The organism is Streptomyces sp. NPDC034085 (assembly GCF_055575555.1).
Map to the genome: position 1 here is coordinate 546,479 of NZ_JBVISL010000002.1, position 18,853 is coordinate 565,331.

An 18,853-nucleotide genomic window follows, 5' to 3' on the forward strand; every position below is an offset into this window, starting at 1 on the left:
GCGCGAGCGGGTCCGCAGCGCTCACGCCGGGACGAGGGGGGTTACGCGCCAGAGCTGGGCGCCGTACCGGAGGCCCAGGCGGAGCCGGTCCAGTAGGCGTTGGAGTCGTTGCCGAGGGCGACGTACTGACCGGCGGTCCAGGCCGTCAGGGGGCTCGCGGTGACAGTCGCCAGTGCGGCGAGGTTCGCGGGGGTGACGGAGCCGTCCGGAGTGAAGGAGCCCGGAGTGCCAGCGGTGGCGCCGGTTGCGACGGTGCCGCCCAGGGGCGTGACCGCGTAGGTCCAGGTGTTGTTGCCGTAGACCATGGGCTTGACGCCGAGCGGGAGGCCAGCGAGGGACTCCGTGTCGGCAATGGCCATGTCGTCGGCCCTGTAGATCTCGGCCTTCGGGGCGTAGAAGCCGAAGTGGTTCTCGCCGTCCACGAACACCGCGAGGAAGGCCGCCTGCGTCGGCTGCGGGTCGGCCGGGACGCCGATCGTGCCGTCCGGCAGCGTCGGGGCGTTGGCGCCGAAGTAGAGCTTCAGCGCGGCCTTGTCGAACTGCTGCAAGGTCAGCGCCATGGTCTCCGTGCGGGCGGAGTACTTCGTGCGGAGGGTCTTGTTCTGGAGACTGCCGATCGTGGTGGCTTCGCCACCTTCGGAGGTGATGCCGAAGACATCCTCCAGGGAGGTGTGGCCGACCGGCTCCCACGGTGAAGTGGGGACGAGGAGATCGTCAGGCATCGGCGTACCGACGGGGGCCGTCAGGTAGTTGCCGGAGCCGACGACGAGAGTTGCAAGGTCGTTGAGCGCCAAGAAGAAACGTTCCTTCGTGCGGGCATAAAAAAGGGCCCGCACCCCGGAAGGGGTCGGGCCTTTCGTCTGCTGTGCTTAGTGGGGAAGGGGGTAGGGGCGCTTCCGCGGCTTGCGGATACGGATGTCGTAAATCGACTCGTAGCGCCACACGCCCGTGGGCAGGTCCGCGTACTGCACGGGGCCGGTCGCGGTCGCCCAGTCCGAGGCCCGGCGTGGGGAAGAGTTCATGTCGACGCGGGTGATGTGGCCTCGGCCGGGAACGACTTCGTTGTTGAGCCAGGCGTCCCGCAGCACGACGCGGACGGCCTCGGACAAGATCGCCGAGTCCTCATCCCCGTTGGGGTCAGCTGCGAAGCAGTTGATCACCACGCGGGCGGCGTCGGTGAAACGGGCGTCACCGTCCCAGGCGCCGAAGCTGGGGTCGCGGCGGACCAGGACGAGCGGAAACGTCTCGTGCTGGTCGACGAGAGACTTGACCCGGATGCCTGGCAGGCCCTTGCGGAGGACCGCGAGCAAGAGGTCTTCGACGGGGCTGAGTTCGGCGATGGCCTTGATGTGGTCAGGAATGCCGGCCACTAGTCGACCCTCACCTTGCCCTTCCGCTTCTTGGGCAGGCCCGAGGCGGTGGCGAGGACGTAGAGGCCGTCCGTCGCGGGGACCTCGACTTCGTACTCGTTGCCGTCCTTGTCCTCGCGGGTCACGGTGTACGCCTTGCGGCCATATTCGATGCTCAGGGCTGCCTTCTGGCCAGCGTCGTCGGAGAGGACCACGTACTTGTCGATGCGGCCTTCCTCGACCTCGATCCGCGAGTGCCAGTCGACGTGGTGCTGGGCAAGGATCTCTTCAGCCTTCACCGCGATCTCGAACGTGACCCGCTCCAGCTCGTCTTGCACGTCCTGGTGGCGGGCGAGGACCCGGTTCGTCTTCTCGTACATGTAAGCCATCAGGGCCGCTCCCGAATGTCGATGCTCCAGTGCCGGGTACGGCGGTCGCCATGGTGGTAAGCGGGAGGGGACACGATGTCCCACTCGCGGCCGTTGTACTCCACGCGGGACCACAGGGAGACGCCCTCCAGATGAGCGTCGACCACCATCCGGGTCACGTTGATCTGCTGCTGACCGGGGACCTCCGCCTTCGAGGAGCGCTGCGGGATGAAGGCGGCACGGACCTCAATGGGGCCTTCAGGGTCCGCCACGATCACGGTGTTGCCCCGGTTGTCGACCACCTCGACTGTTCGCCAGACGCGCGCCTTCTGGCCGCGCCTCCGCTGGACGCTCACCAGGGCCCCACCTCATTCGAGAACAGGGGGAAGGGGGCGGCCGTCGAGTAGTCGACCGGCGCGTAACCGGCGCCTGTGCGGGCCTTGGAGCCCCAGGCGACGACGGACACACTGGCCAGCCCTGCGCGGTTCCCGGCGAGGTTCTCCAGGAGGCGGATCTCCTCGCGGGTGAAGTAGACGCTGCCCGCGTCGCGGCCGTGGGCGTCCGACCAGGCGAGCGTCTCGTCACCGGCCCTCGACTGGGTGTAGCCGTTGGGGTTGCGCATGTACCTCACCGCAGACTTCAGCACGAGCGTGCGCACCAGCCGGGGGGCCGAGTCCTCGGGCCAGTCGCGGCCGTAGGTAGCCGCCAGGTCCGACGCATCATCCAACGCCGTTACGGCGATGCGCAGTTCGTCTTCATCGGGCTCCCAATCCAGGCGGCCCTTCAGCTCGTCGAGCGTCGCGTACGCCACGCGTCGACCTCCTTTCGGGCACGCCAAGCAGGGGCCGGCGCGTGTGGCACCGGCCCCTACAAGGCGGGGGATCAGGCGTTGGCGGGATCGGCCTCCGGCTTCACGCCGGTCGGGGTCCAGACCTTCGCGTCGGAGACGCCGGTGATCTTCGCCAGCTCGGAGGCGGCCTCGGGGTAGTCGGACTTGCCGTCGAGCTGGAGCTTGATGCCGCGCACGAAGTGCTCGCCGGTCGAGATGATCTCCTTCTCGTTGGCCGCGTCCCAGCCGACGAGGATGTCCGTCACGCTGCGGAAACCCGCGTACGTGTTCACGACGGATCGGTCCTGCATGTACAGCGGGTCGTAGTCGCGGACCCAGCGAAGCGCGATGTTCTCGAAGGAGGTGGTCGCACCGTACGGAACCGACTGCGGGACGCTCGGGGCGCCAGACAGGAAGATGAACGCCGAGGACGCGAACGCGTAGGCGCTGTCAGCCGGGATGGTCTGGTCGACCACGATCCGGAAGCCCATGCGGTCGCCGATGCTCGCCGTCCGAAGTGCGGACTCCGCCTCGCTGTCGCCGACGTTCTGCGCCAGGTTCAGCTTGTCGTCGTTCAGGAGCGCCGACTCGAACTCGGTACCGACCAGAAGGTACCGGCCCTCCTTCGGAGCGTGGAACGCGTTCAGGACGCGGCGGGCCTCGATCAGCGCCGACCGGAGGTTCTGCGCGGCGTTACCAATGGTGACCTCGTACGCCTGGCGGGTCAGGGTGTTGACCGCGCGGCGCTGGAGACCGCGAGCGATGGCCTTCGACTGCGGACGGAGCAGCTTGCTCCAGCTATCGATGTCGAAGTCGTTCTGCTCGTCGGTGAGCTTGACGGCCGAGTACACGTTGCCGCCGAAGGTCACGGCGATGGTCCGCTCCGCGTACTCGTCGAAGACGATCGGACTGGAGCGGTCGTTGCGCCACGCGTAGTCGTGGAACGGCAGGATGCCTTCGACCTTCATGGAGATCGTGTCGTTCTCGGCGCCCTTGAACTGGTCGATCCCCTGCTTCTGGAACAGGTTCGGGATGAGAAGTTCCTGCTCCAGCATGCCGACTGCGGCATTGACGAGCTTCTGTGGCTTGACGACCTGGTGCTGTGCGGTAGGGATGGGGTTTACCTCCGATGGGCTTGACATGGATGGGTGCAGCCCTACGGTTCGTCGCTGATTTGCGCCCGTCGGGCCGACGGGCTACCGTGTGCGCCATTCCCGCCTAGGAACACGAGAGTTGTGTCTCTCGGAGCTCGACCGCCAGTGCTGCGAAGCGGCCTGGGGAACGTGCGCCTCAAAAAAAACCGTGAAAACGATATTTGTTTGATCATGGAAGGCGACAAGTGACTAGGCGAGATTTCACGGGGCAGTACGTCTTGATGGTGCTGCTCATTGCGACAGTGTTCGGGCTGGGTGTGATGGTGCTAGCCCTCGCTGCACATCGCGGGCTCTGGGAGAGCGGCTGCTACGGCGCGGGGGCCTTCGTCGGCTCTTTTGCCCTCGCTCGATGGGTATTTGGCGAGTTGGGGCTGCTCGGCCGAGACAACGGCTAAAAGCGCCGGGTTCGCCGCGCGAGCTTGCGCGGGTCCATCTCTTCGTCGGGGTCCTCGGACGGGTCGAGGCCGCCGCCCAGGCCCTCGGGGGCCTTCGGGGAGACGAGAACCTGAAGGGCCTTGGCGTCGGCTTCCAGCTCCTCGGTCGTGCTGCCCCGCAGGCGGCCGGCCAGCGCCTCGGGGAGGTCATACTTCCGGGCCACAGAGGCGACGACGAGCGTGTGCTCCAGCTCCGCGTTCCGTGCCTTCACCTCGGCAAGGGCGGTCTCGAACTCCTCCGGGCTCTTGGCCTCGGAGAGCTTGGTCTCGGCATCTCGCAGCCGAGTGCGGTACCCGGCCGCCTCGTTGCGGACCTTGGCCAGCACCTTGCGGGCCCAGTCGGGAAGTTCGTCTTCCTGCGTACTGGCCTCTTCCGCGGGCTGTTCGACCTCGCCCTTGGGCTGCTCGGTCTCGCCGCTCTGGGGCGCCGGGGTGGACGACTCGGGAGTCTCTTCGGGCACGGGTCACGCCTCCTGGGCTGTGGTCGTGGCTTGCCGCGCCGCCAGGGCTGCGGCCTTTTGCCGTTCGCGTTGCTTCTGGCGGATAAACCGCCGCCAGACGGTGAGGGCGCTCTTACCGGCGTGGCCCTTTGTGACCTCCGGCCACAGAGCCTCGTATTCACGGTTCAGCGCGAAGAGTTCGGATGCTCCGTACTGCTGTCGCGAGAAGACAGGCATCGCGTAGCAATGACAGTTGTCGTGAAATCTGTCGCCATCGTTGAACGTGGCGGATTCACGGGACTTGTAGACCGGTCCTCGGCTGATCAGCATCGCGCACCAGCCGCACGGGGTTCCCGTCCGTGAAATCCGGACGTACCCGAGTGCGCGCCGGTCGCGCTTCATGTGGTTCCAGGCGGTTGATCGGCCGCCGTTCATCGCGACGCGGGAAGCGGCGGCTGCCTGCTGGGCGCCGGCCTGTCGGTGCGCCTCGTCCCTTTGACGATCTGCGTCACGGGCGGGCTGTCCGTCGTCGACCTCGGACACCCGCCGGTCGAGGTTCTGGGAGCCGAGTGCGTCGAGGACGACGCGGAGTTCGTCCTCCGCCTCACGCTCGATCCGCTCCTCCTCCTCACGAAGCCCTTCGAGCTCCTCGACGAGGATGCGCTCCCAGTCCTCCGGCTCGTCGTCGAGCCCGGCCTCCAAGTCGTCGGCCAGGGGCGCCGTTGAACCGTCAGAGCTCGTGCCATCCGGTTCATCGGGGGACGTGGGCGAGGCTTCCCCACGCTCGGCGGTCGCGGCCTCGCCCACAGGGCTGGATGCAGGGGGCGTGTACGTCCCTGCCAGGGCTGCGAACTCCCTGCGGAGGTCGCCGAGCGTCACGTGCGACGGTTCCGGGTGGTACGGATCGGCGACCGTCGTACCGGTCTGTAGAGCCCTCGCGAGCCTGTAGTAGGCCCGCGCCAGATCGCGCGACATGCGCCGCTTCGACATCACCAGCGTGATCGCCCGCCGCAGCCAGCTCGACGCCGTAGCCGCGCGTTGCGCGGCCGGGACCTCGGCCCACAAGGACAGGGCCTCGGCCGTGGTCTCCACGCCGATCTGCGTCAGGGCGACATGGAAGGCGGCCGACACCTGGTCGGCCTCTGCCTGACGCGCTGTGCTCGTCACGCGGCCTCCGGTAGGGCTTCATCGGGGGTCGCGCGGGTGATCGCGGTGGAGAGCTGCCGTACCGAGTCCTCGTCCTCGGCGAGCTCCTCCCAGTCCTCGTATTCGGTCTGAGTGACGCCCGGAACGCGACGCCACAGACCCTTCGCCGGGATGCCGAGCTGTTCCTTGAGCTTGCCGAGCGCGTCGGCAGCCTGGGCAAGGGACCGCGATTCCATGTCGCGCCAGATGACTTCGCCCTTGTAGTCTTCCGAGCCGCTGCCACCAGTCAATTCGGCGGCCAGTCGGAAAACTCTTTCCCAGGACTCACCAAATGCCGTACGAAATTCTGCAATCTTGCGACTCAGGGCTGTTTCCGCTGCTAGGAGCGCCTCGGCGCTCAGGTTGGCTATCTGGCCGAGCAGATGGTGAGGCGGGGTCTGGCTGACGGCGGCGAGGTGCCTTATGGACATATCCACGCTGTCGATGAATCCACCGAGCGGAGTTTCGTCCAGGCTGCCGAATTTGACATCCGGGTCCTCGGCGAACAAGAACCTGCGCGCATTATGGTTGATCGGCAGCGGGATTGGGTTGCCGTTCTCGTCGAGAATGGGCTCCCCAGTCGCGGGGTCGCGCCGAATGGGCGGAGCCATGCCGGTCGCCGTGCGCACCTTCACGGAGGCGTACGTCTGGGCCACCAGCAGATCGAAGATCGTCTGGTTGATGCGGTTCTGCAAGGCGATCATGGGCTCGATGACGCCGAGAGTCCGCCCCTCCAGATCCACCAGGGAGGCGAAGCGCGTGACCGGGCACTCCGAAGCGCCGTGGCGGCGCAGCCGCGCAACCGCGATCCCCTTCTCGTCGTCCAAGCCGCGGAACGTCACCGTGTACTCGTGCTGGGCGTCCCACATGCGGGCCCGGCCGCGCGTATCGCCCGCAGGCCAGGCGGTCACGGTCAAGGCGGCGTACGGCGTGTCATCGTTCGCCGGGTCCTCGTACAGCGCAGCCGTACGAAGCGCGGACAGCCCCTTCGTGCGCACCTGGCCGGCACGGCCCCTCTCCGTGACCGTGAAGCTATGGCCGTACGTCAGTGCGCCCCGGTAGATGGCGGCCTGGCGGGCGTCGAGCCGGGACCGCTGCCAGTGCTCCCACTCGGGTGAGCTCGTCTCGACCGGAGCCGGGAGCCCGCCCGCAGGCTTCCCGGAACGGAAGCCGTCGACGTAAAGGGCCTGCGCCGGAGTCCCGACGAGCAACGGCAACCAGTTCGACACCGCGCGCCTCGCGAGGAGCCGGTACTCGTCGTCAGCCTGGGGCGGCATGTACGGGTCGTCATGACGGCCGTGGAGGTAGTCGTCGATCCGCTTCAGGCGGTCGCCGTCCCGGTTGAGGATGCCGAGGAGCTGCCGCGCGAGCGCGGCAGGCGACGTGTCGGTCACGCGATACCTCCTGGTTCAAGTTAGCCGTTCGACTCAGAGGAAAAAGCCGCGACCGGTGCGCTTACGCACCTTCTTGCCGCGTGCCCGCAGGTCGAAGAGGGCCTCGTGCGCGAGCATGAGCGCCGCGTACGCGTCGACCTTCTTCGGGCTGTCCTTGCTTTCCTTGCCGAACGAGATCCCGTAGTTGTTGGTGCGCCGACGTGCGTTCAGCGCGTGGCGGCGAAGTGCCAAGTCGCCGTCGTGGCACAGCTTTTGGTCGAAGACGCTTCGCATCAGACGCTCGTGCGCGAGCGTCGAAGCCTTCTGGCTCGACCGCATATCCCAGCCGATCGAATCCTTACCGGGGGCTTTCACCGCCAAGCCCTCGCCGTACGCCTCGGACCATTCCGAGATGAAGCTCTCCCAGAGGGCAACGTCCGCGTAGAAGCCCTGCACCTCGAAAGTGCTGAAGGCGTCGTGTACGGCGCTGTCGACCTGCGCGCGGGGAACTTCCCAATCCTTTCCGGACGGGCCGTCCGGCCGTTCCCAAAGGCCCAGAACGAAGGCACACATGTCCGAGACGCGGAGAGCTATGAGACAAGTCGAGTCGTCGCGGAGGCCGCCATCGAATCCCATTACGATCTCGTCGCCGGGGGCCAGCGTCTTCGTCTCGTCCCGGAGGGCATCCCACTCGGCCGGGCCGTATAGGGCGTCTTCCTCGGCCACGATCTGATTCAGCCACATGCGGCGGCTGCGCGAAGGCGAGAGAGTGGTGTCGAGGATGCTTTGAAGGATCGTCTCAACGCGAAGCCATATGGCGTCGCCCCGAATCTTCGGCAAGACAATCCTGATGGCGTCAGGAGTCAGCGGTGTTTTCGGGTGGGCCTCTACGGAGTCGTACAGGAACCCGATATCTGCCGCGCGGCCTTCGACGATCTTCTCGAAGGCGTCGCGCATCTTCTCCGCAACGGAATCCTCGCCGGGGAGGAATGCGTTAGTGATCGCCAGATAGCGACTGTCCTTCTTGGTCGCATTTCCGTCGATCGTCTCATACATCTTGTCCCCGTTATTGCCCCGCACCCAGTGATGGGTTTCGTTGAGCACAACAAACGTGGACCGCTAAGGACCGCGCCCCCTCAAGGGCGCGATAACTACTTGTCACCGCCTCAAGTCGTTGACGGCCACCATTTGCCCGGATCAGCTCGGCGCCGGCCTTGATGCCGTACGTCTCGATCAGCTTGTCCGACATGAGGGAAGGCATCACCGTCATGGTATTTCTCGTTTGGTCGCGAGAAACGGCGGCAATTTGCACCCAGGCTTGAGGGTGTGGAACGCCTACAGGGTTACCGGAGGCGCCCCAGTGTGAGAATCGGGAGGGTCCGACGAATTCGACCAGGGAAATGACGGCAAGCAAGGGGTCCTTGCCGGTCAACCCCAGCCCTTGAGGCGTTGGAGAACGCCCTTTCGGTTCAGGAACCGGCCGGACTCATCCAGTGCATACCAATGGAGAACGAAGCGCAGTTGCTCGCGAGTGAACTTCCAAGGGCCGCCGTCCTCGGCGCGCAGGTATTCCGCGCACCATCCGGCGATCTGCCAACCGAGCGTGCGCTCTGGCAGTGCCCAGGAGCCGTCTGGCGTCTTCCGCCACGTCGGGCCGAGGAAGGTCGGTTCGAGAGCGTCGATCTGTTCTATGGTCAGGGCTGAGATGGGACTCACCTCCCTTCATGGAGTCGGGCCGCTCGGAGAGCGGCTCACTCGGCGAGCCCCAGCTCCTTCTTGTAATCGGCGATGGCGAGTACGGCCGCGGATTGCTCCTCGGGCTCGGGCTCGTGCAGCTCGATACGCACGCGGCGCCGGTCGCCCTCGGCGACGAGCAGCCTTTCGAATGCGCTGTAGATGGTCTGAAGCATCTGTCCGGATCTCTTTCCGGACTTCTTGTAGAAGCTCAGGTCTTCGCAGAGCGAATAGGCGAATGCCCAGTCACTGTTCTGGTAGAAGTCGGCTTGGCCGCTGGACTTCAAGGAGTCCCAGAGACGGCGTGCAATTGGATGCCAGTCCCGGTCAGCGTTAGGAACCTTGACGTCCCGAAGCACACCCTTGGTGACGGACTGGACATCGGCGCCTTTACGCTCGCGGGGGCGGGCGAGATCCGCCTCCCGATTCGGTACGGGGCCAGGGATCTCGCCCACCTCCTTTCGGATCGAAGGCCCCCGAGGGAGGGGAGAACCTCGGGGGCCGGCGCGGGCTCGACGGGTACACGCCCGGAGCTCCAGCGCAGTCACATCAGGCCGGGGTGTTCCTCGGTCCTGCGGAATCGGCGCTCGTGGCGCCTTCGAATAGCGGCCTTAGCCGCACCGCCCTCTCGGGAGGATTTGACCCGGTGATGCCACCCGCAGAGTGACTGAAGGTTGGGCTCTCGGTGGTCGTCACCGGGAATGATGTGGTCCACATCCGTGGCGGGTTCGGCACATCGCACGCCGTAATCGTCTCTGGCTGTGCACCGATGGCCGTCCCTGCGGAGTATCCGCTTACGGATCTGTGGCCAATTGGGGGGCAGGCGCAAGCGCCTATCTGAAGAGCTCCAGGAAGGAATAGCGCCTCCCTCAAGCCTTTTGTGACTTCCCTCTGTGCGGCCCCTTCGGGGCCGCCAATAGAAGGCGCTAAGTAATCCTTATTGCCTTCTACTTATATATAGGGAACGAGGTACCTGGTTTCGGAAACGTGGTTCGAGTGATCTGGGACACAGGCGACGGCGACAGCCGGAGCCGCCACGGCGACGGGGAGGGCGGCGAGCGGAGGCGGCCCCTCGGGGGCCGCGCAAGGGAGAAGTTGAACCGGGTAGACAAGCGAAAGGCGAACTTGTACCTTCGGGTCCTGCCTGCAACGCAGGCGGCCCCGACCAGGTGCAGCGAACACCCGGCCGGGGCCTGATCAAGCACACTCAGAAGGTTGGATTCTGAATGCGAGTGCATCGTAACCGGCATGACCACTCCTTCGTGGTCGTGCCCAACCAGGCCGCGCGGCACAAGAAGCTCTCCCTGACCGCTCGCGGTCTCCTCGTCACCCTGCTGTCCCTCCCCGACAAAACGAAGGTCACGGTCGAGTCCATGACCGACGACGTGGAGGAAGGCAAGCGCCTGGTCAGCAAGGCGTTCAACCAGCTCGAAGCCGCGGGCTACCTCCGCCGCGAACGCTTCCAGGTCCCCGAGACGGGTCTCTGGTGCACCGAGACGCACGTCTCTGATCTTCCGACTGACCACATCCCGACGGTCGGTGAACCGGGGCCTCGGTCCGTCGGCGGCTCTCCCAAGGGAGAAAAGACCCAGGAAAAGAACCTCCTCCCCGCCCCCTCCGCCAAGAGCGACGGCGAGGAGCAGGCCCAGGCCGACGAGGAGGAGGAAGAAGCCTTCGGCGGCAAGAACGATCAGGCCGCCACGGCTGACGCCGAGATGGGCCGTGCCGCCCAGACGCTCTCGAAGCTCGGCGACACCGACCGCCGCCTGACGCTCAGCACCGCCGAGGTTCTCCGCCTCGCCCCGCTCGCCGCCGCCTGGCTCACCGAGGGCCACAGCCAGCTCAAGATCGTCAACGTGCTGACCAACCGCCTGCCCGAGCAGGTCGACAGCGCCGCCGCACTGGTCTCCTACCGGCTGAAGAACCAGATGCCCGCGAAGCCGCAGCCGAAGGCGCCCCCGGCGCCGGACACCCGCGACCGCTGCGAGGTCTGCCACGCCCCCTTCCCGCTCGGCCGTCGAGGCGCCGTGTGCGGCGCCTGCCGCGAAGAGCTCGATCGCGCCACCGCCTTCCTGGCTGGCACCCATGCCATCGAGGACCAGGCCGACGATCTCGATACCGCCCGCCGAGGCCGCGCGCTCTGCCGCGCCGCCGTCGCGGCCTGACCGCCCGTACCGGAAAGGCACCCCATGTCTTCGATGCACATGCCCTGGTACGCGCGTGTCGTCTTCACCGCTGGCAGGCCCCTCGTCCTCGTTGCCGCCCTCGTCATGTCCGTCCCTGGCGAGATACGCATGGCAGAACTGGCGGGCTGGCACGGCTGGACGACATGGCTCATGCCGGTGTGCGTCTCCGCCTACGCCGCCTGCGCAGCCGTCATCTCCGACATCCGCCGCCGTGCCAAGGCGCCCGGCCGTGTCACTGCCACCATCGGCGCCGGGGCCGCCCTCGGCCTGGCACTGTCAGCTCAAGTCGTGGCGCACCTAATCGATCGCGGCTACATGGCAACCTCGGCGATCCTCGTCGCAGCCGTATCCGCAGTGCCACCGCTCGTCGTGGCGCACATGCTCCACATGGCAGCCATGCCGGCCGCCGAAGTCACAGTCGCCGAGCAGTTGCGCGAGCTGGAGGAGACGGCCACCTACCTGGCGGGCGAGCTGGCAGAGGCCCTCGACCTGGCAGGCCGCCAGCTCGTCGCCAAGAGCCATGGCATCGTCAACGAGTACGAGGATCTGTCAGCCGCCGCCGACGAACTGGCGGACGAGCTCGGCGAGATCACCGACGAGCTGACCGGCGACCTGGCAGAGGCCGAGAAGGCGGAGCAGAAGCCCCGGCAGAAGGGTGCCGCCAGGAAGGCCGTCCCGCTGGCAGTCGTCAAGAACACGGTCGCCGCCATGCAGGCGAAGGGCGAGAAGGTCACCGGCGAGACGCTCGCCGAGCGCCTCGGCTGCTCGAAACGGTCCGGGTACCGGTACCTCGGCGAAGTTCGAGCGGCCTGACCCGGCACTCCATAGCTGGTCAACGCCTTTACTGGTAAAACACTTGACTGGTCAAGGCGTTGACCGGCATCCTGGCGGCATGACGGAACACGAAGCTCTCATCTTCGAGTACACGATCGTTGGCCCCGACCCCCAGGTCGTTGACGGCCGGGAGATCGCCACCGGCATCGCCGCGGATTGGACGGGGACCGCTCACGACCTCGGCCGCGACATCCTGAAGCGCTGGCTGACCGACCCTCCGGCCGAGCACGCCGAGGAACACGTCCTGGCGGTGGAGGTGACCGGCACGAACGGCGCCTACGCCGCAGTCGACGACCCCACACCGGCCGAGCCTTCGGTGCACGCTCTCGAAGTGGCCATCGAGGCAAAGCTCATCGCTGACCACGCGGCAGAACAGGCCGGCAAGGAGCTGGTGGAGGCGATGCGCGAGGCGAACCGAGGGGGCCTGTCGAAGAATCGCGTCGCCGACAAGGCCGCCCGCGTCATGTCCCGACCGACAGCACTCAAGGCGTTGAAGGGGTGAGGCAGGACGGAGAGGGCTAAGGGCCCGATCCCTGCGCCCGTCGAGGCCCCGTTTGCCCAGGTGGCAGCCGGGGCCTCGGCCGTTGGTCGACCCTGGAACCGTGGCAGAATCCGAGCGGCTAAGACATGGCGGTCCGGCCGCTCGCGTACTGGGGGTCATACCCCCACCCACCCGGCGCACCCCGTCAAGCCACGTGAGAACGGGATGCAGCAAGGCGAACCGGACATCTTCCGTGTGCGCGACGCGCGGCGCAGTGGAACGCGCGCCTCATCCGGGCCTGGGCATGGGCAGGCCAGGCCGGGCGCGCTTGAATCCGGGCATTCCGGGCACGCGAGGCGCGGACGAATCCGGACAATGCGGAAGACTATTCGGACATCGCGGACACCAGACTTGCGCCGCTTGGTTCAACTAAGCCAATGTCTGACCCGTCGCCACGACGGACACCGCAGCGGCCGACCGAGACACGAAGCCATGGAGGCGGGACCCGGACGGCCAGCGAATGACCGGAGCGGGACGCCGCGAGTAAGCCGAAAGGCCAACTTGCACCAACGAGGACTGGCCCGTTAGGGTTAGGGCTCACCGCAGAAACCCCAGCTCGTAAGGGTCGGGGAGCGCGGGAACGAAGCCGAAAGGCGAACTTGAACCACCAGCCCGGACCTGATACGGTTCAGACCGAAGCGGAGGACCGGGGCTCGCAAGGGTCACGGAGTCCGCTTCACTCGAAGCCGAAAGGCGAACTTGAACCAAACGGCGAAGATCCGCTAGGGTCGGAGCCACCGCGAGGCCCCCAGGGGTTGAGCGGATGACCTTCACGCCAGCATCCGGGCATCGGGTGCACCACCGCCGGGTAATCGGCGGGCCCCCTCCCAGGTGGCTGACTACCTGGGGAGGAGTAGGGCGGGCGGCAGGAAACTGCGGCCGGAAGTGCGGTGACTCGCCAGGGGAAAGACCTGGTAGGCGCGGACGAAAGCGGCCCTTCGGGGTTGTGAGTAGAAAGCAAGCTGCTGTCCCTTGAGAACTCAACAGTGAACGCGAATTTCCGCAGCGGACTGGAGCGCGAAAGCGCCCGTCACCAGCCTCGAATGCCCACGTGGGGCGGGCTGGGCTGCGATGGATAGATGACTGCGAAGGTGCGTGAGGGCCGCGACTGCGGCAGAACTCCGCACCCGACACCTTGCCTACAACGAACGTGTGAGCACCCGCCGGGCTTCGGCTCGGTGGTGTGCTGAGACCCAATCGCCTCCGGTCGGTTGGGTGCCAGCACTCCATCAAGAGGTGGGGTGTACCTCCAGGCCGGCATGTCCCGGCCCGTACGAGAAGAGGACACATGTCCAGCACCACGTTCAAGGCGTACCCCGGTGTGAACCTGAAGAAGGCCACGGATGCCCAGGACTGCGACTTCGCGGTACAGGCCGAGCACTTGGCGGAGCGGCTGTTCGCTGTCCAGCGCGAGCTGGATGCGACGCGGGCCGAGCTGCGCCAGGAGCGGGAAGCGCACGCGGTGACCATCCTCGCCTCCATCCTGGAGGAGGAGATGCTCCGCGCTGAGCGCGACGAGGCGCGGGATGTGGCCGACATGCTGACGGTCGCCCTGCTCTCGATCCTGCCGTGACGCCCTTCTTTTCGGCGCTGATTGGCTAACTTGAACCACGAGGGTCGCCCTCCCGTACGAGGTGGGAGGGCGGCCCCTCATGAGGGATGGGTCCAGATGTCTGAAGTCGGGTTCAAGCCGGGACGCCAGGGGGGCGTTCTCCACACCCTCGACCACGTGTCGGAGTCCGCTCCGATGGCGCGGTGCGGGGACGTGATCGAGATCGCCAACCCTGCGCCGAAACCTGGGGAGTTCAAGCGGTGGTGCCGCCTGTGTCCCCTGCCTGCTGACGAGATCGCGATGAGGGCGGCGAACATGTGGCGCCGCTCCGAGTCTGGGGATCTCGTCCCAGCGAACGGTTTCCGCCCCCGCTCGTAGCGGGGTCTGGGGGACAGGTCTGCCCCGCGGCCGGCCTGTCCCTCGTGGCGAAACGCTCGAAGTCGAGCGTCGTCACGGGGTGGTGCCCGTGACCTGACGAGTCGGTGATGTGCCGACGATGCCAGCCGAACGAACACGAAAACGAGGCAACATGAACGCGAAGATCGTCCCTCCGTCCGAGGCGGCGTACAACCTGATGTTGATCGTTGCTCAGCCGTACCCCGGCTGTCCGGGGGCGACCCAGACGACGTACATCCAGGAGTACCTCTCCGAGGAGCCGGACGACGTCGAGCTGTTCGTGCCCGAGGGGTGGGAGCTGCTCGAAGACGAGTCCGAGGAGATCGTGCGCGGATACCACGACTGCGACTGTTGCAGTCGGACGATCCTCGGCGCTCGGTACTGTGAGGGCTGCCCCCGCGACGAGTGGGAGGCGTGCGACCCGGCGAACTCGAACCACTGCTTCACGGATCACTGCGACGGCACTGGTTGCTCTTTCGCAGGGGAGTGCGAGCCTGCGCACGAGGTGCGCGTCTGGAACGAGGTCGCCGAACTCCTGGGGCACTGGGAGGTCAAGGCCGAGGCGCCCGACCGCGTCCGGGTGACGCAGCGCGAGGGGTACGAGAAGGACGCCGAGTCGGTGTTCACGTCCCTGTGGTCCGCCTGGCAGTACGCCCAGGGCTGCGCCGAGATGCACGCGCAGACCCTTCGCGACGAATGCGGGTGCGGCGAATCCGACTGCGGAGTGATGCACCCGCACGGAATCCACGTCCAGGAGGTCACGCACAACCGCGACCTTTCTCGGGCCTGAAAGGCTAACTTGAACCGGCGAAACACCCTGAAAGGGGGTGTCCATCGGGAGTGGTGTCCCGGTGCTGACGATGCCAGCCAAAGCACGCAGAACACACCGCACGTGAGAGGCACGAAATGCGAATTCCCTTCATCACGAACTGGGTTCAGCGCCGCAAGCTCCGGGCCGAGGTCGGCCACCTGGCCTTGCACGCCTTTTACCACTCCCTCGACGAGATCGACGCCCTGGAGGCGCTCCTCGAAGTCGAGCGTCGTAAGGCGATGGAGGCCGAGGTGCAGGCCCGCGTGACGGCCCAGACGCACCGCGCGCTGAATTACGCCGTCGCCGAATTCGCCGAAGCCTTCGATAACCCGCTTACCGCTGTGCACCAGGCCGACGGTCTGACATACGGCGAGGTCTCGGCGCTTTCCGCGCTGCTGGCTGCGGCCGGACGCCCGGATGCCGGTGAGCTCTGGATGAAGCACCACGAGATGGGCAACCAGGCTGCGGACGGGTCGGAGAACTCGGACGACATCGAAGAGGCCGAGGTAATCGGGGCCTGAATCCCGCACCCCAAGGGACCGGTCTACCCCCAGGCCGACGCTCCACCCTGCCCAAAAACGGAAGGACACATGAAGTAGCCAATGGCGAAACCTCCAGAAAGGAGGTCCACCCGGAGTGGTGTCCGGGTGCTGACGATGCCAGCCGCATTAATACGAAAGAGGCACCATGAACGCGGAAACCTACGGCCACAACTGCGGTGCGCTTGTGGCGCGTTACGCCGCCGAACTCGATCGCGCACTACGCATCGAGATCGAGCGGCTTGAGAACAACGTGATCGAGTTGCGGAACCAGCACCGCCGATTCTCGGAGAGGAACAACGGGCGCACTCTGTCCGGCGTCTTCGACGTAATCCGTGAACGTAGCGCTGAAGCGAGCGACATGCGTGACGCCCGAGTGCGTCTCGGTCGGGCTGTCGATGAAATCGATTCCTGTGACCGCGCTATCGAATTCGTCGCGGTCTCGGGCAAGGCCGTGCACATCGCCGTCATTCGGCGCCAAGCTGCCGACCTTGTGGAAGCGGACCGCCTTAGCCGCGAATTCCCGGATGTGCAGGGCCCTGCTCGTACCTACATCGCCCAGGGTGCCGACGCGGCCACGAGGCACGCCAAGTCCCTTGCAGACATCAGGAATTGGCTCACCGAATTGATGGCCTATTCCCCGACGAAGTAACTGGCGAAACACCTTCGGAAGGAGGTGTCGGGGCGGAGTGGTGTCCGCCTCCTGATGATGCCAGCCGCATTGCACGAAAGAGAGTCACATGTCCAACGAGGCAACCCTTGCCAAGATCCGCGCCATTCTCGCCAAGGCGGAGGACCCCGGAGTCACCCCCGAGGAAGCAGAGGCGTACTTCGGCAAGGCCGCCGAACTGATGGGGAAGTACGGAATCGAGCGCGCCATGCTCGCCGCGTCCGACCCGACTACCGACAAGGTCATTCAGCGCACCATCGTGATCGAGGGTTCGTACGCTTCGGAGCGTCGACTCCTGGCCGCGCTGATTGCCAAGGCGGTTAGCGTCGAACCGATCCTGAGCCAGATGCGCAAGCGCGGAGAGAAGCGCTTCACGTACACGGTCGAGCTCTACGGCTTCGAGTCCGACATCGAGCGCGCCGAAATGCTCTACGCCTCCCTCTCGCTCCAGGCGTCCAACGGGCTGCGGGCCACGCGCCCCGAATGGTGGGAGTCCACCACCCTCGCCACCCACCGCAAGGCGTGGCTGCGCGGCTTCACGTACACCGTCGTCCAGCGGATCAAGGACGCCGAAGCGCGAGCCAAGGGAGAGGCCGAGGCCGTGCACGGCACGTCCGTCGCCCTGGTCCTCGCCGACCGCGCGGCCATCGCCAAGCGGGCCGCCGACGAGGCGAACCCGAGCGGCGTCGGCGAGTACAAGCCGCGTACACGCCGGACCTCCGCCTTCGAGGAGGGCTCGGCCGCCGGTCGCCGGGCCGACATAGGCGCGAAGCGCGTCGGGACCCGTGCCGGCCGATCCATCGCGGCATGACGCCCACGCCTGCCTGACCACACCCGTACGCCCTGGGCCGCCCTGTCACTGGCGGGGCGGCCCCCTGCCCGAAAGGCACCATGCGCCGCGCCACCCTCATCCTCTACGCCGCCGCCAACTCGCGGTGCCCGGACCGCGCCACGTCGATGGCCGACGCCCGGATAGCCCTCTGCCTGGAGTCTGGCGTCCCCATGGAGGACATCGATCCGGCCTCCGGATACAACCACTCCCGCAGCGCCTACGACCGCGCTCGGGCCTCCTGGGTCGACCTGATCCGCCAACACGGGGCCTCGGAGTTTCACGAGGTCCGCGACATCGAGTGGGCCCGAGAGCTCTGGGCCGAGAAGCGCCCTCAGTTCGTCGAGGGCGACGACTGGCTGAAGGCCGGGCTCGATGCCCACCGCGAGTTCATTGCCTCGCTCGGCCGCCCGTGCCGCCGGTCGACCTGCATTGCCCACGACACCCCTCCCGAAGCCTGAAAGGCCGACATGGACAACCTCCAGGACTCCATCCGCAGGGTTCTCAGCATGTGCCGCGAAGTCACCGTCTGGCGTGAGGACTTCGACCCCGGCACGGCCGAGTGGTACACCCTGCTCGCTCTCTCCCAGGAGACGCACAGGCTCCTCATCAGCCTCCCCGCCGAGCTGCTCCCCGAGGAGGAGCGGCCGAGCCCCGCCATGGCCGAGATCCTCGACGCCCTCCAGGACGCCACGAAGGAGGGAGCGAAGTGAGCTGGCGATACGACGTGTACGTCTGCCCTGACCCGGATGCGCCGAGCCACGGCCTCTACTGCCACGACCGCATGGAGCAGGTCGAGGGCACCTTCCATGACTACGGGTACCGCGACGCCTTCAAGCTCGCCCACGAGCGGGCCGAGGAGCACGGTCACGCGGCCGTCTGGTCAACCTCACCCTTCAACGGGAAGACCACGCTCGTCTATCAGCACATCCGCGGTGGTGGTCCCTGCGAGACCTGCCGGGGGAAGGTGCGCGGCCGGGGCCCCTGGACGAGGCACGTCCTCGGCGACCAGTTCATGTGCGAGCAGTGCGCCGCCCAGGCCCGCCGCGAGTGGGGCAAGCGCAACGGTTGGCCCGACTCGGATTGCCCCTCTTACTGGCCGGTCCTCGACCGCGCGCTGAAGGGCTAGCTCATGACCGACCGCAACACCGAACCGTGCTTGGGGTGCGGCCTCGTGCCCGAGCTCCTCGACGAAGACCTGACCTGCGCCCCCTGCCGCGTACGAATCCGACTGGAGAGCAAGTGACGACCGTAACCGAGCCCAAGACCGTCACCCTGACCGTTCGCTTCGAGGTCACGGAGACCACGGTCACCGACGTGGAGGCCACCGTCACCGTCCCGGCCGACATTGCCGACGACGAAGAGGCCCTTCAGGACTGGCTCGACGAGAACGAGGACGAGTGGCTTGACGCGCACGACACCGACGACGCGCACGACATCTCCCGCGACGTGACCGACATCTACGGCACGGACCTCTGACCGTCTGCTTCAACGCAAGCACCCCTCCCCATACGAGGTGGGGAGGGGTGCCCGTGGGCGAAACCCGGTGGTGAGCCGGGTCGCGGGGGAGTGGTGTCCCCCGCCTGACGATGCCAGCCAAATGAACACGCCAGCCCAACGAAAGGCACG

The 18,853-nt window shown here is 66.6% G+C and carries 24 protein-coding genes and 5 other RNA genes; 17 read left to right on the forward strand and 12 right to left on the reverse strand.

What is annotated here, in order from left to right; genetic code table 11:
* Positions 1-41 precede the first annotated feature (41 nt).
* The 12 genes from ACZ501_RS07855 to ACZ501_RS07910 form a co-directional block, all read right to left on the reverse strand.
* Positions 42-794, reverse strand: a complete 753-nt coding sequence (locus ACZ501_RS07855) for a phage tail tube protein (protein WP_468793319.1) — start codon at positions 792-794, stop codon at positions 42-44.
* A gap of 75 nt (positions 795-869) precedes the next feature.
* Complete coding sequence (locus tag ACZ501_RS07860; protein ID WP_356450207.1) at positions 870-1,370, reverse strand: hypothetical protein; 501 nt, start codon at positions 1,368-1,370, stop codon at positions 870-872.
* Entirely contained in the window at positions 1,370-1,738 is a 369-nt protein-coding gene (locus ACZ501_RS07865) for a DUF5403 family protein (protein WP_467871706.1), read from the reverse strand. The genes ACZ501_RS07860 and ACZ501_RS07865 overlap by 1 nt, the downstream gene beginning before the upstream one ends.
* Positions 1,738-2,073, reverse strand: coding sequence for a phage head completion protein (locus tag ACZ501_RS07870; RefSeq protein WP_150171697.1), 336 nt, complete (start codon positions 2,071-2,073; stop codon positions 1,738-1,740). The genes ACZ501_RS07865 and ACZ501_RS07870 overlap by 1 nt, the downstream gene beginning before the upstream one ends.
* Positions 2,070-2,528: a hypothetical protein gene (locus ACZ501_RS07875; protein WP_468793322.1), complete on the reverse strand. Its 459-nt coding sequence runs from the start codon at positions 2,526-2,528 to the stop codon at positions 2,070-2,072. The genes ACZ501_RS07870 and ACZ501_RS07875 overlap by 4 nt, the downstream gene beginning before the upstream one ends.
* Positions 2,529-2,599: 71 nt before the next feature.
* Complete coding sequence (locus ACZ501_RS07880) at positions 2,600-3,688, reverse strand: hypothetical protein (RefSeq protein ID WP_468793324.1); 1,089 nt, start codon at positions 3,686-3,688, stop codon at positions 2,600-2,602.
* Positions 3,689-4,091: 403 nt separating this feature from the next.
* Positions 4,092-4,595, reverse strand: a complete 504-nt coding sequence (locus ACZ501_RS07885; protein WP_468793327.1) for a hypothetical protein — start codon at positions 4,593-4,595, stop codon at positions 4,092-4,094.
* Between the two features lie 3 nt (positions 4,596-4,598).
* Entirely contained in the window at positions 4,599-5,741 is a 1,143-nt protein-coding gene (locus tag ACZ501_RS07890; protein ID WP_468793329.1) for a VG15 protein, read from the reverse strand.
* Positions 5,738-7,153 carry a phage portal protein gene (locus ACZ501_RS07895; RefSeq protein ID WP_468793332.1) on the reverse strand — a complete coding sequence of 472 codons (1,416 nt, stop codon included), beginning with the start codon at positions 7,151-7,153 and terminating at the stop codon, positions 5,738-5,740. Before ACZ501_RS07895 ends, ACZ501_RS07890 begins: the two co-directional genes overlap by 4 nt.
* A 33-nt stretch (positions 7,154-7,186) precedes the next feature.
* Positions 7,187-8,236, reverse strand: coding sequence for a terminase (locus tag ACZ501_RS07900; RefSeq protein WP_468793335.1), 1,050 nt, complete (start codon positions 8,234-8,236; stop codon positions 7,187-7,189).
* Positions 8,237-8,560: 324 nt separating this feature from the next.
* A complete protein-coding gene (locus tag ACZ501_RS07905) occupies positions 8,561-8,848 on the reverse strand; it encodes a hypothetical protein (RefSeq protein WP_468793338.1) in 288 nt (95 codons plus the stop codon).
* Positions 8,849-8,883: 35 nt separating this feature from the next.
* On the reverse strand, positions 8,884-9,321 hold the full coding sequence (locus tag ACZ501_RS07910) for a phage terminase small subunit (RefSeq protein ID WP_468793341.1): 438 nt from the start codon (positions 9,319-9,321) through the stop codon (positions 8,884-8,886).
* Between the two features lie 807 nt (positions 9,322-10,128).
* Here ACZ501_RS07910 and ACZ501_RS07915 point away from each other — a divergent pair.
* From ACZ501_RS07915 to ACZ501_RS07995, 17 genes are all read left to right on the forward strand, one after another.
* Positions 10,129-11,031: a hypothetical protein gene (locus ACZ501_RS07915; RefSeq protein WP_468793344.1), complete on the forward strand. Its 903-nt coding sequence runs from the start codon at positions 10,129-10,131 to the stop codon at positions 11,029-11,031.
* Positions 11,032-11,055: 24 nt separating this feature from the next.
* A complete protein-coding gene (locus ACZ501_RS07920; RefSeq protein ID WP_468793347.1) occupies positions 11,056-11,865 on the forward strand; it encodes a hypothetical protein in 810 nt (269 codons plus the stop codon).
* 79 nt (positions 11,866-11,944) lie between these two features.
* Positions 11,945-12,388 carry a hypothetical protein gene (locus tag ACZ501_RS07925; protein ID WP_467871678.1) on the forward strand — a complete coding sequence of 148 codons (444 nt, stop codon included), beginning with the start codon at positions 11,945-11,947 and terminating at the stop codon, positions 12,386-12,388.
* Positions 12,389-13,715: 1,327 nt separating this feature from the next.
* On the forward strand, positions 13,716-14,000 hold the full coding sequence (locus ACZ501_RS07930; protein ID WP_356450184.1) for a hypothetical protein: 285 nt from the start codon (positions 13,716-13,718) through the stop codon (positions 13,998-14,000).
* A gap of 402 nt (positions 14,001-14,402) precedes the next feature.
* Positions 14,403-14,467: hammerhead ribozyme type II (locus ACZ501_RS07935), an RNA gene on the forward strand.
* A 41-nt stretch (positions 14,468-14,508) separates the two neighbouring features.
* Positions 14,509-15,165, forward strand: coding sequence for a hypothetical protein (locus ACZ501_RS07940; protein ID WP_356450182.1), 657 nt, complete (start codon positions 14,509-14,511; stop codon positions 15,163-15,165).
* A gap of 15 nt (positions 15,166-15,180) precedes the next feature.
* Positions 15,181-15,248, forward strand: an RNA gene (locus ACZ501_RS07945) — hammerhead ribozyme type II.
* A 33-nt stretch (positions 15,249-15,281) separates the two neighbouring features.
* Positions 15,282-15,707, forward strand: coding sequence for a hypothetical protein (locus tag ACZ501_RS07950; protein ID WP_356450180.1), 426 nt, complete (start codon positions 15,282-15,284; stop codon positions 15,705-15,707).
* 82 nt (positions 15,708-15,789) lie between these two features.
* Positions 15,790-15,855, forward strand: an RNA gene (locus ACZ501_RS07955) — hammerhead ribozyme type II.
* Between the two features lie 18 nt (positions 15,856-15,873).
* Positions 15,874-16,377 (forward strand): hypothetical protein, encoded by a 504-nt coding sequence (locus tag ACZ501_RS07960; RefSeq protein WP_468793349.1) that lies wholly within the window; start codon positions 15,874-15,876, stop codon positions 16,375-16,377.
* A gap of 1 nt (position 16,378) precedes the next feature.
* Positions 16,379-16,447, forward strand: an RNA gene (locus ACZ501_RS07965) — hammerhead ribozyme type II.
* A gap of 18 nt (positions 16,448-16,465) precedes the next feature.
* A complete protein-coding gene (locus ACZ501_RS07970) occupies positions 16,466-17,206 on the forward strand; it encodes a DUF2786 domain-containing protein (RefSeq protein WP_468793351.1) in 741 nt (246 codons plus the stop codon).
* Positions 17,207-17,286: 80 nt separating this feature from the next.
* On the forward strand, positions 17,287-17,685 hold the full coding sequence (locus tag ACZ501_RS07975; RefSeq protein WP_468793354.1) for a hypothetical protein: 399 nt from the start codon (positions 17,287-17,289) through the stop codon (positions 17,683-17,685).
* Positions 17,686-17,694: 9 nt separating this feature from the next.
* On the forward strand, positions 17,695-17,937 hold the full coding sequence (locus ACZ501_RS07980; protein ID WP_356450172.1) for a hypothetical protein: 243 nt from the start codon (positions 17,695-17,697) through the stop codon (positions 17,935-17,937).
* Positions 17,934-18,353: a hypothetical protein gene (locus ACZ501_RS07985; RefSeq protein ID WP_150171725.1), complete on the forward strand. Its 420-nt coding sequence runs from the start codon at positions 17,934-17,936 to the stop codon at positions 18,351-18,353. Before ACZ501_RS07980 ends, ACZ501_RS07985 begins: the two co-directional genes overlap by 4 nt.
* Before the next feature lie 113 nt (positions 18,354-18,466).
* Complete coding sequence (locus tag ACZ501_RS07990) at positions 18,467-18,703, forward strand: hypothetical protein (protein WP_150171727.1); 237 nt, start codon at positions 18,467-18,469, stop codon at positions 18,701-18,703.
* A 55-nt stretch (positions 18,704-18,758) separates the two neighbouring features.
* Positions 18,759-18,826, forward strand: an RNA gene (locus ACZ501_RS07995) — hammerhead ribozyme type II.
* Positions 18,827-18,853: the final 27 nt, after the last annotated feature.

What these genes read in the sequence shown, in the direction of transcription:
- ACZ501_RS07940 (WP_356450182.1), top strand. Translation starts at nt 14,509, where the DNA reads ATGAACGCGAAGATCGTCCCTCCGTCCGAGGCGGCGTACAACCTGATG.
- ACZ501_RS07970 (WP_468793351.1), top strand. Translation starts at nt 16,466, where the DNA reads ATGTCCAACGAGGCAACCCTTGCCAAGATCCGCGCCATTCTCGCCAAG.
- ACZ501_RS07975 (WP_468793354.1), top strand. Translation starts at nt 17,287, where the DNA reads ATGCGCCGCGCCACCCTCATCCTCTACGCCGCCGCCAACTCGCGGTGC.
- ACZ501_RS07925 (WP_467871678.1), top strand. Translation starts at nt 11,945, where the DNA reads ATGACGGAACACGAAGCTCTCATCTTCGAGTACACGATCGTTGGCCCC.
- ACZ501_RS07980 (WP_356450172.1), top strand. Translation starts at nt 17,695, where the DNA reads ATGGACAACCTCCAGGACTCCATCCGCAGGGTTCTCAGCATGTGCCGC.
- ACZ501_RS07960 (WP_468793349.1), top strand. Translation starts at nt 15,874, where the DNA reads ATGAACGCGGAAACCTACGGCCACAACTGCGGTGCGCTTGTGGCGCGT.
- ACZ501_RS07930 (WP_356450184.1), top strand. Translation starts at nt 13,716, where the DNA reads ATGTCCAGCACCACGTTCAAGGCGTACCCCGGTGTGAACCTGAAGAAG.
- ACZ501_RS07865 (WP_467871706.1), bottom strand. Translation starts at nt 1,738, where the DNA reads ATGGCTTACATGTACGAGAAGACGAACCGGGTCCTCGCCCGCCACCAG.
- ACZ501_RS07950 (WP_356450180.1), top strand. Translation starts at nt 15,282, where the DNA reads ATGCGAATTCCCTTCATCACGAACTGGGTTCAGCGCCGCAAGCTCCGG.
- ACZ501_RS07880 (WP_468793324.1), bottom strand. Translation starts at nt 3,688, where the DNA reads ATGTCAAGCCCATCGGAGGTAAACCCCATCCCTACCGCACAGCACCAG.
- ACZ501_RS07920 (WP_468793347.1), top strand. Translation starts at nt 11,056, where the DNA reads ATGTCTTCGATGCACATGCCCTGGTACGCGCGTGTCGTCTTCACCGCT.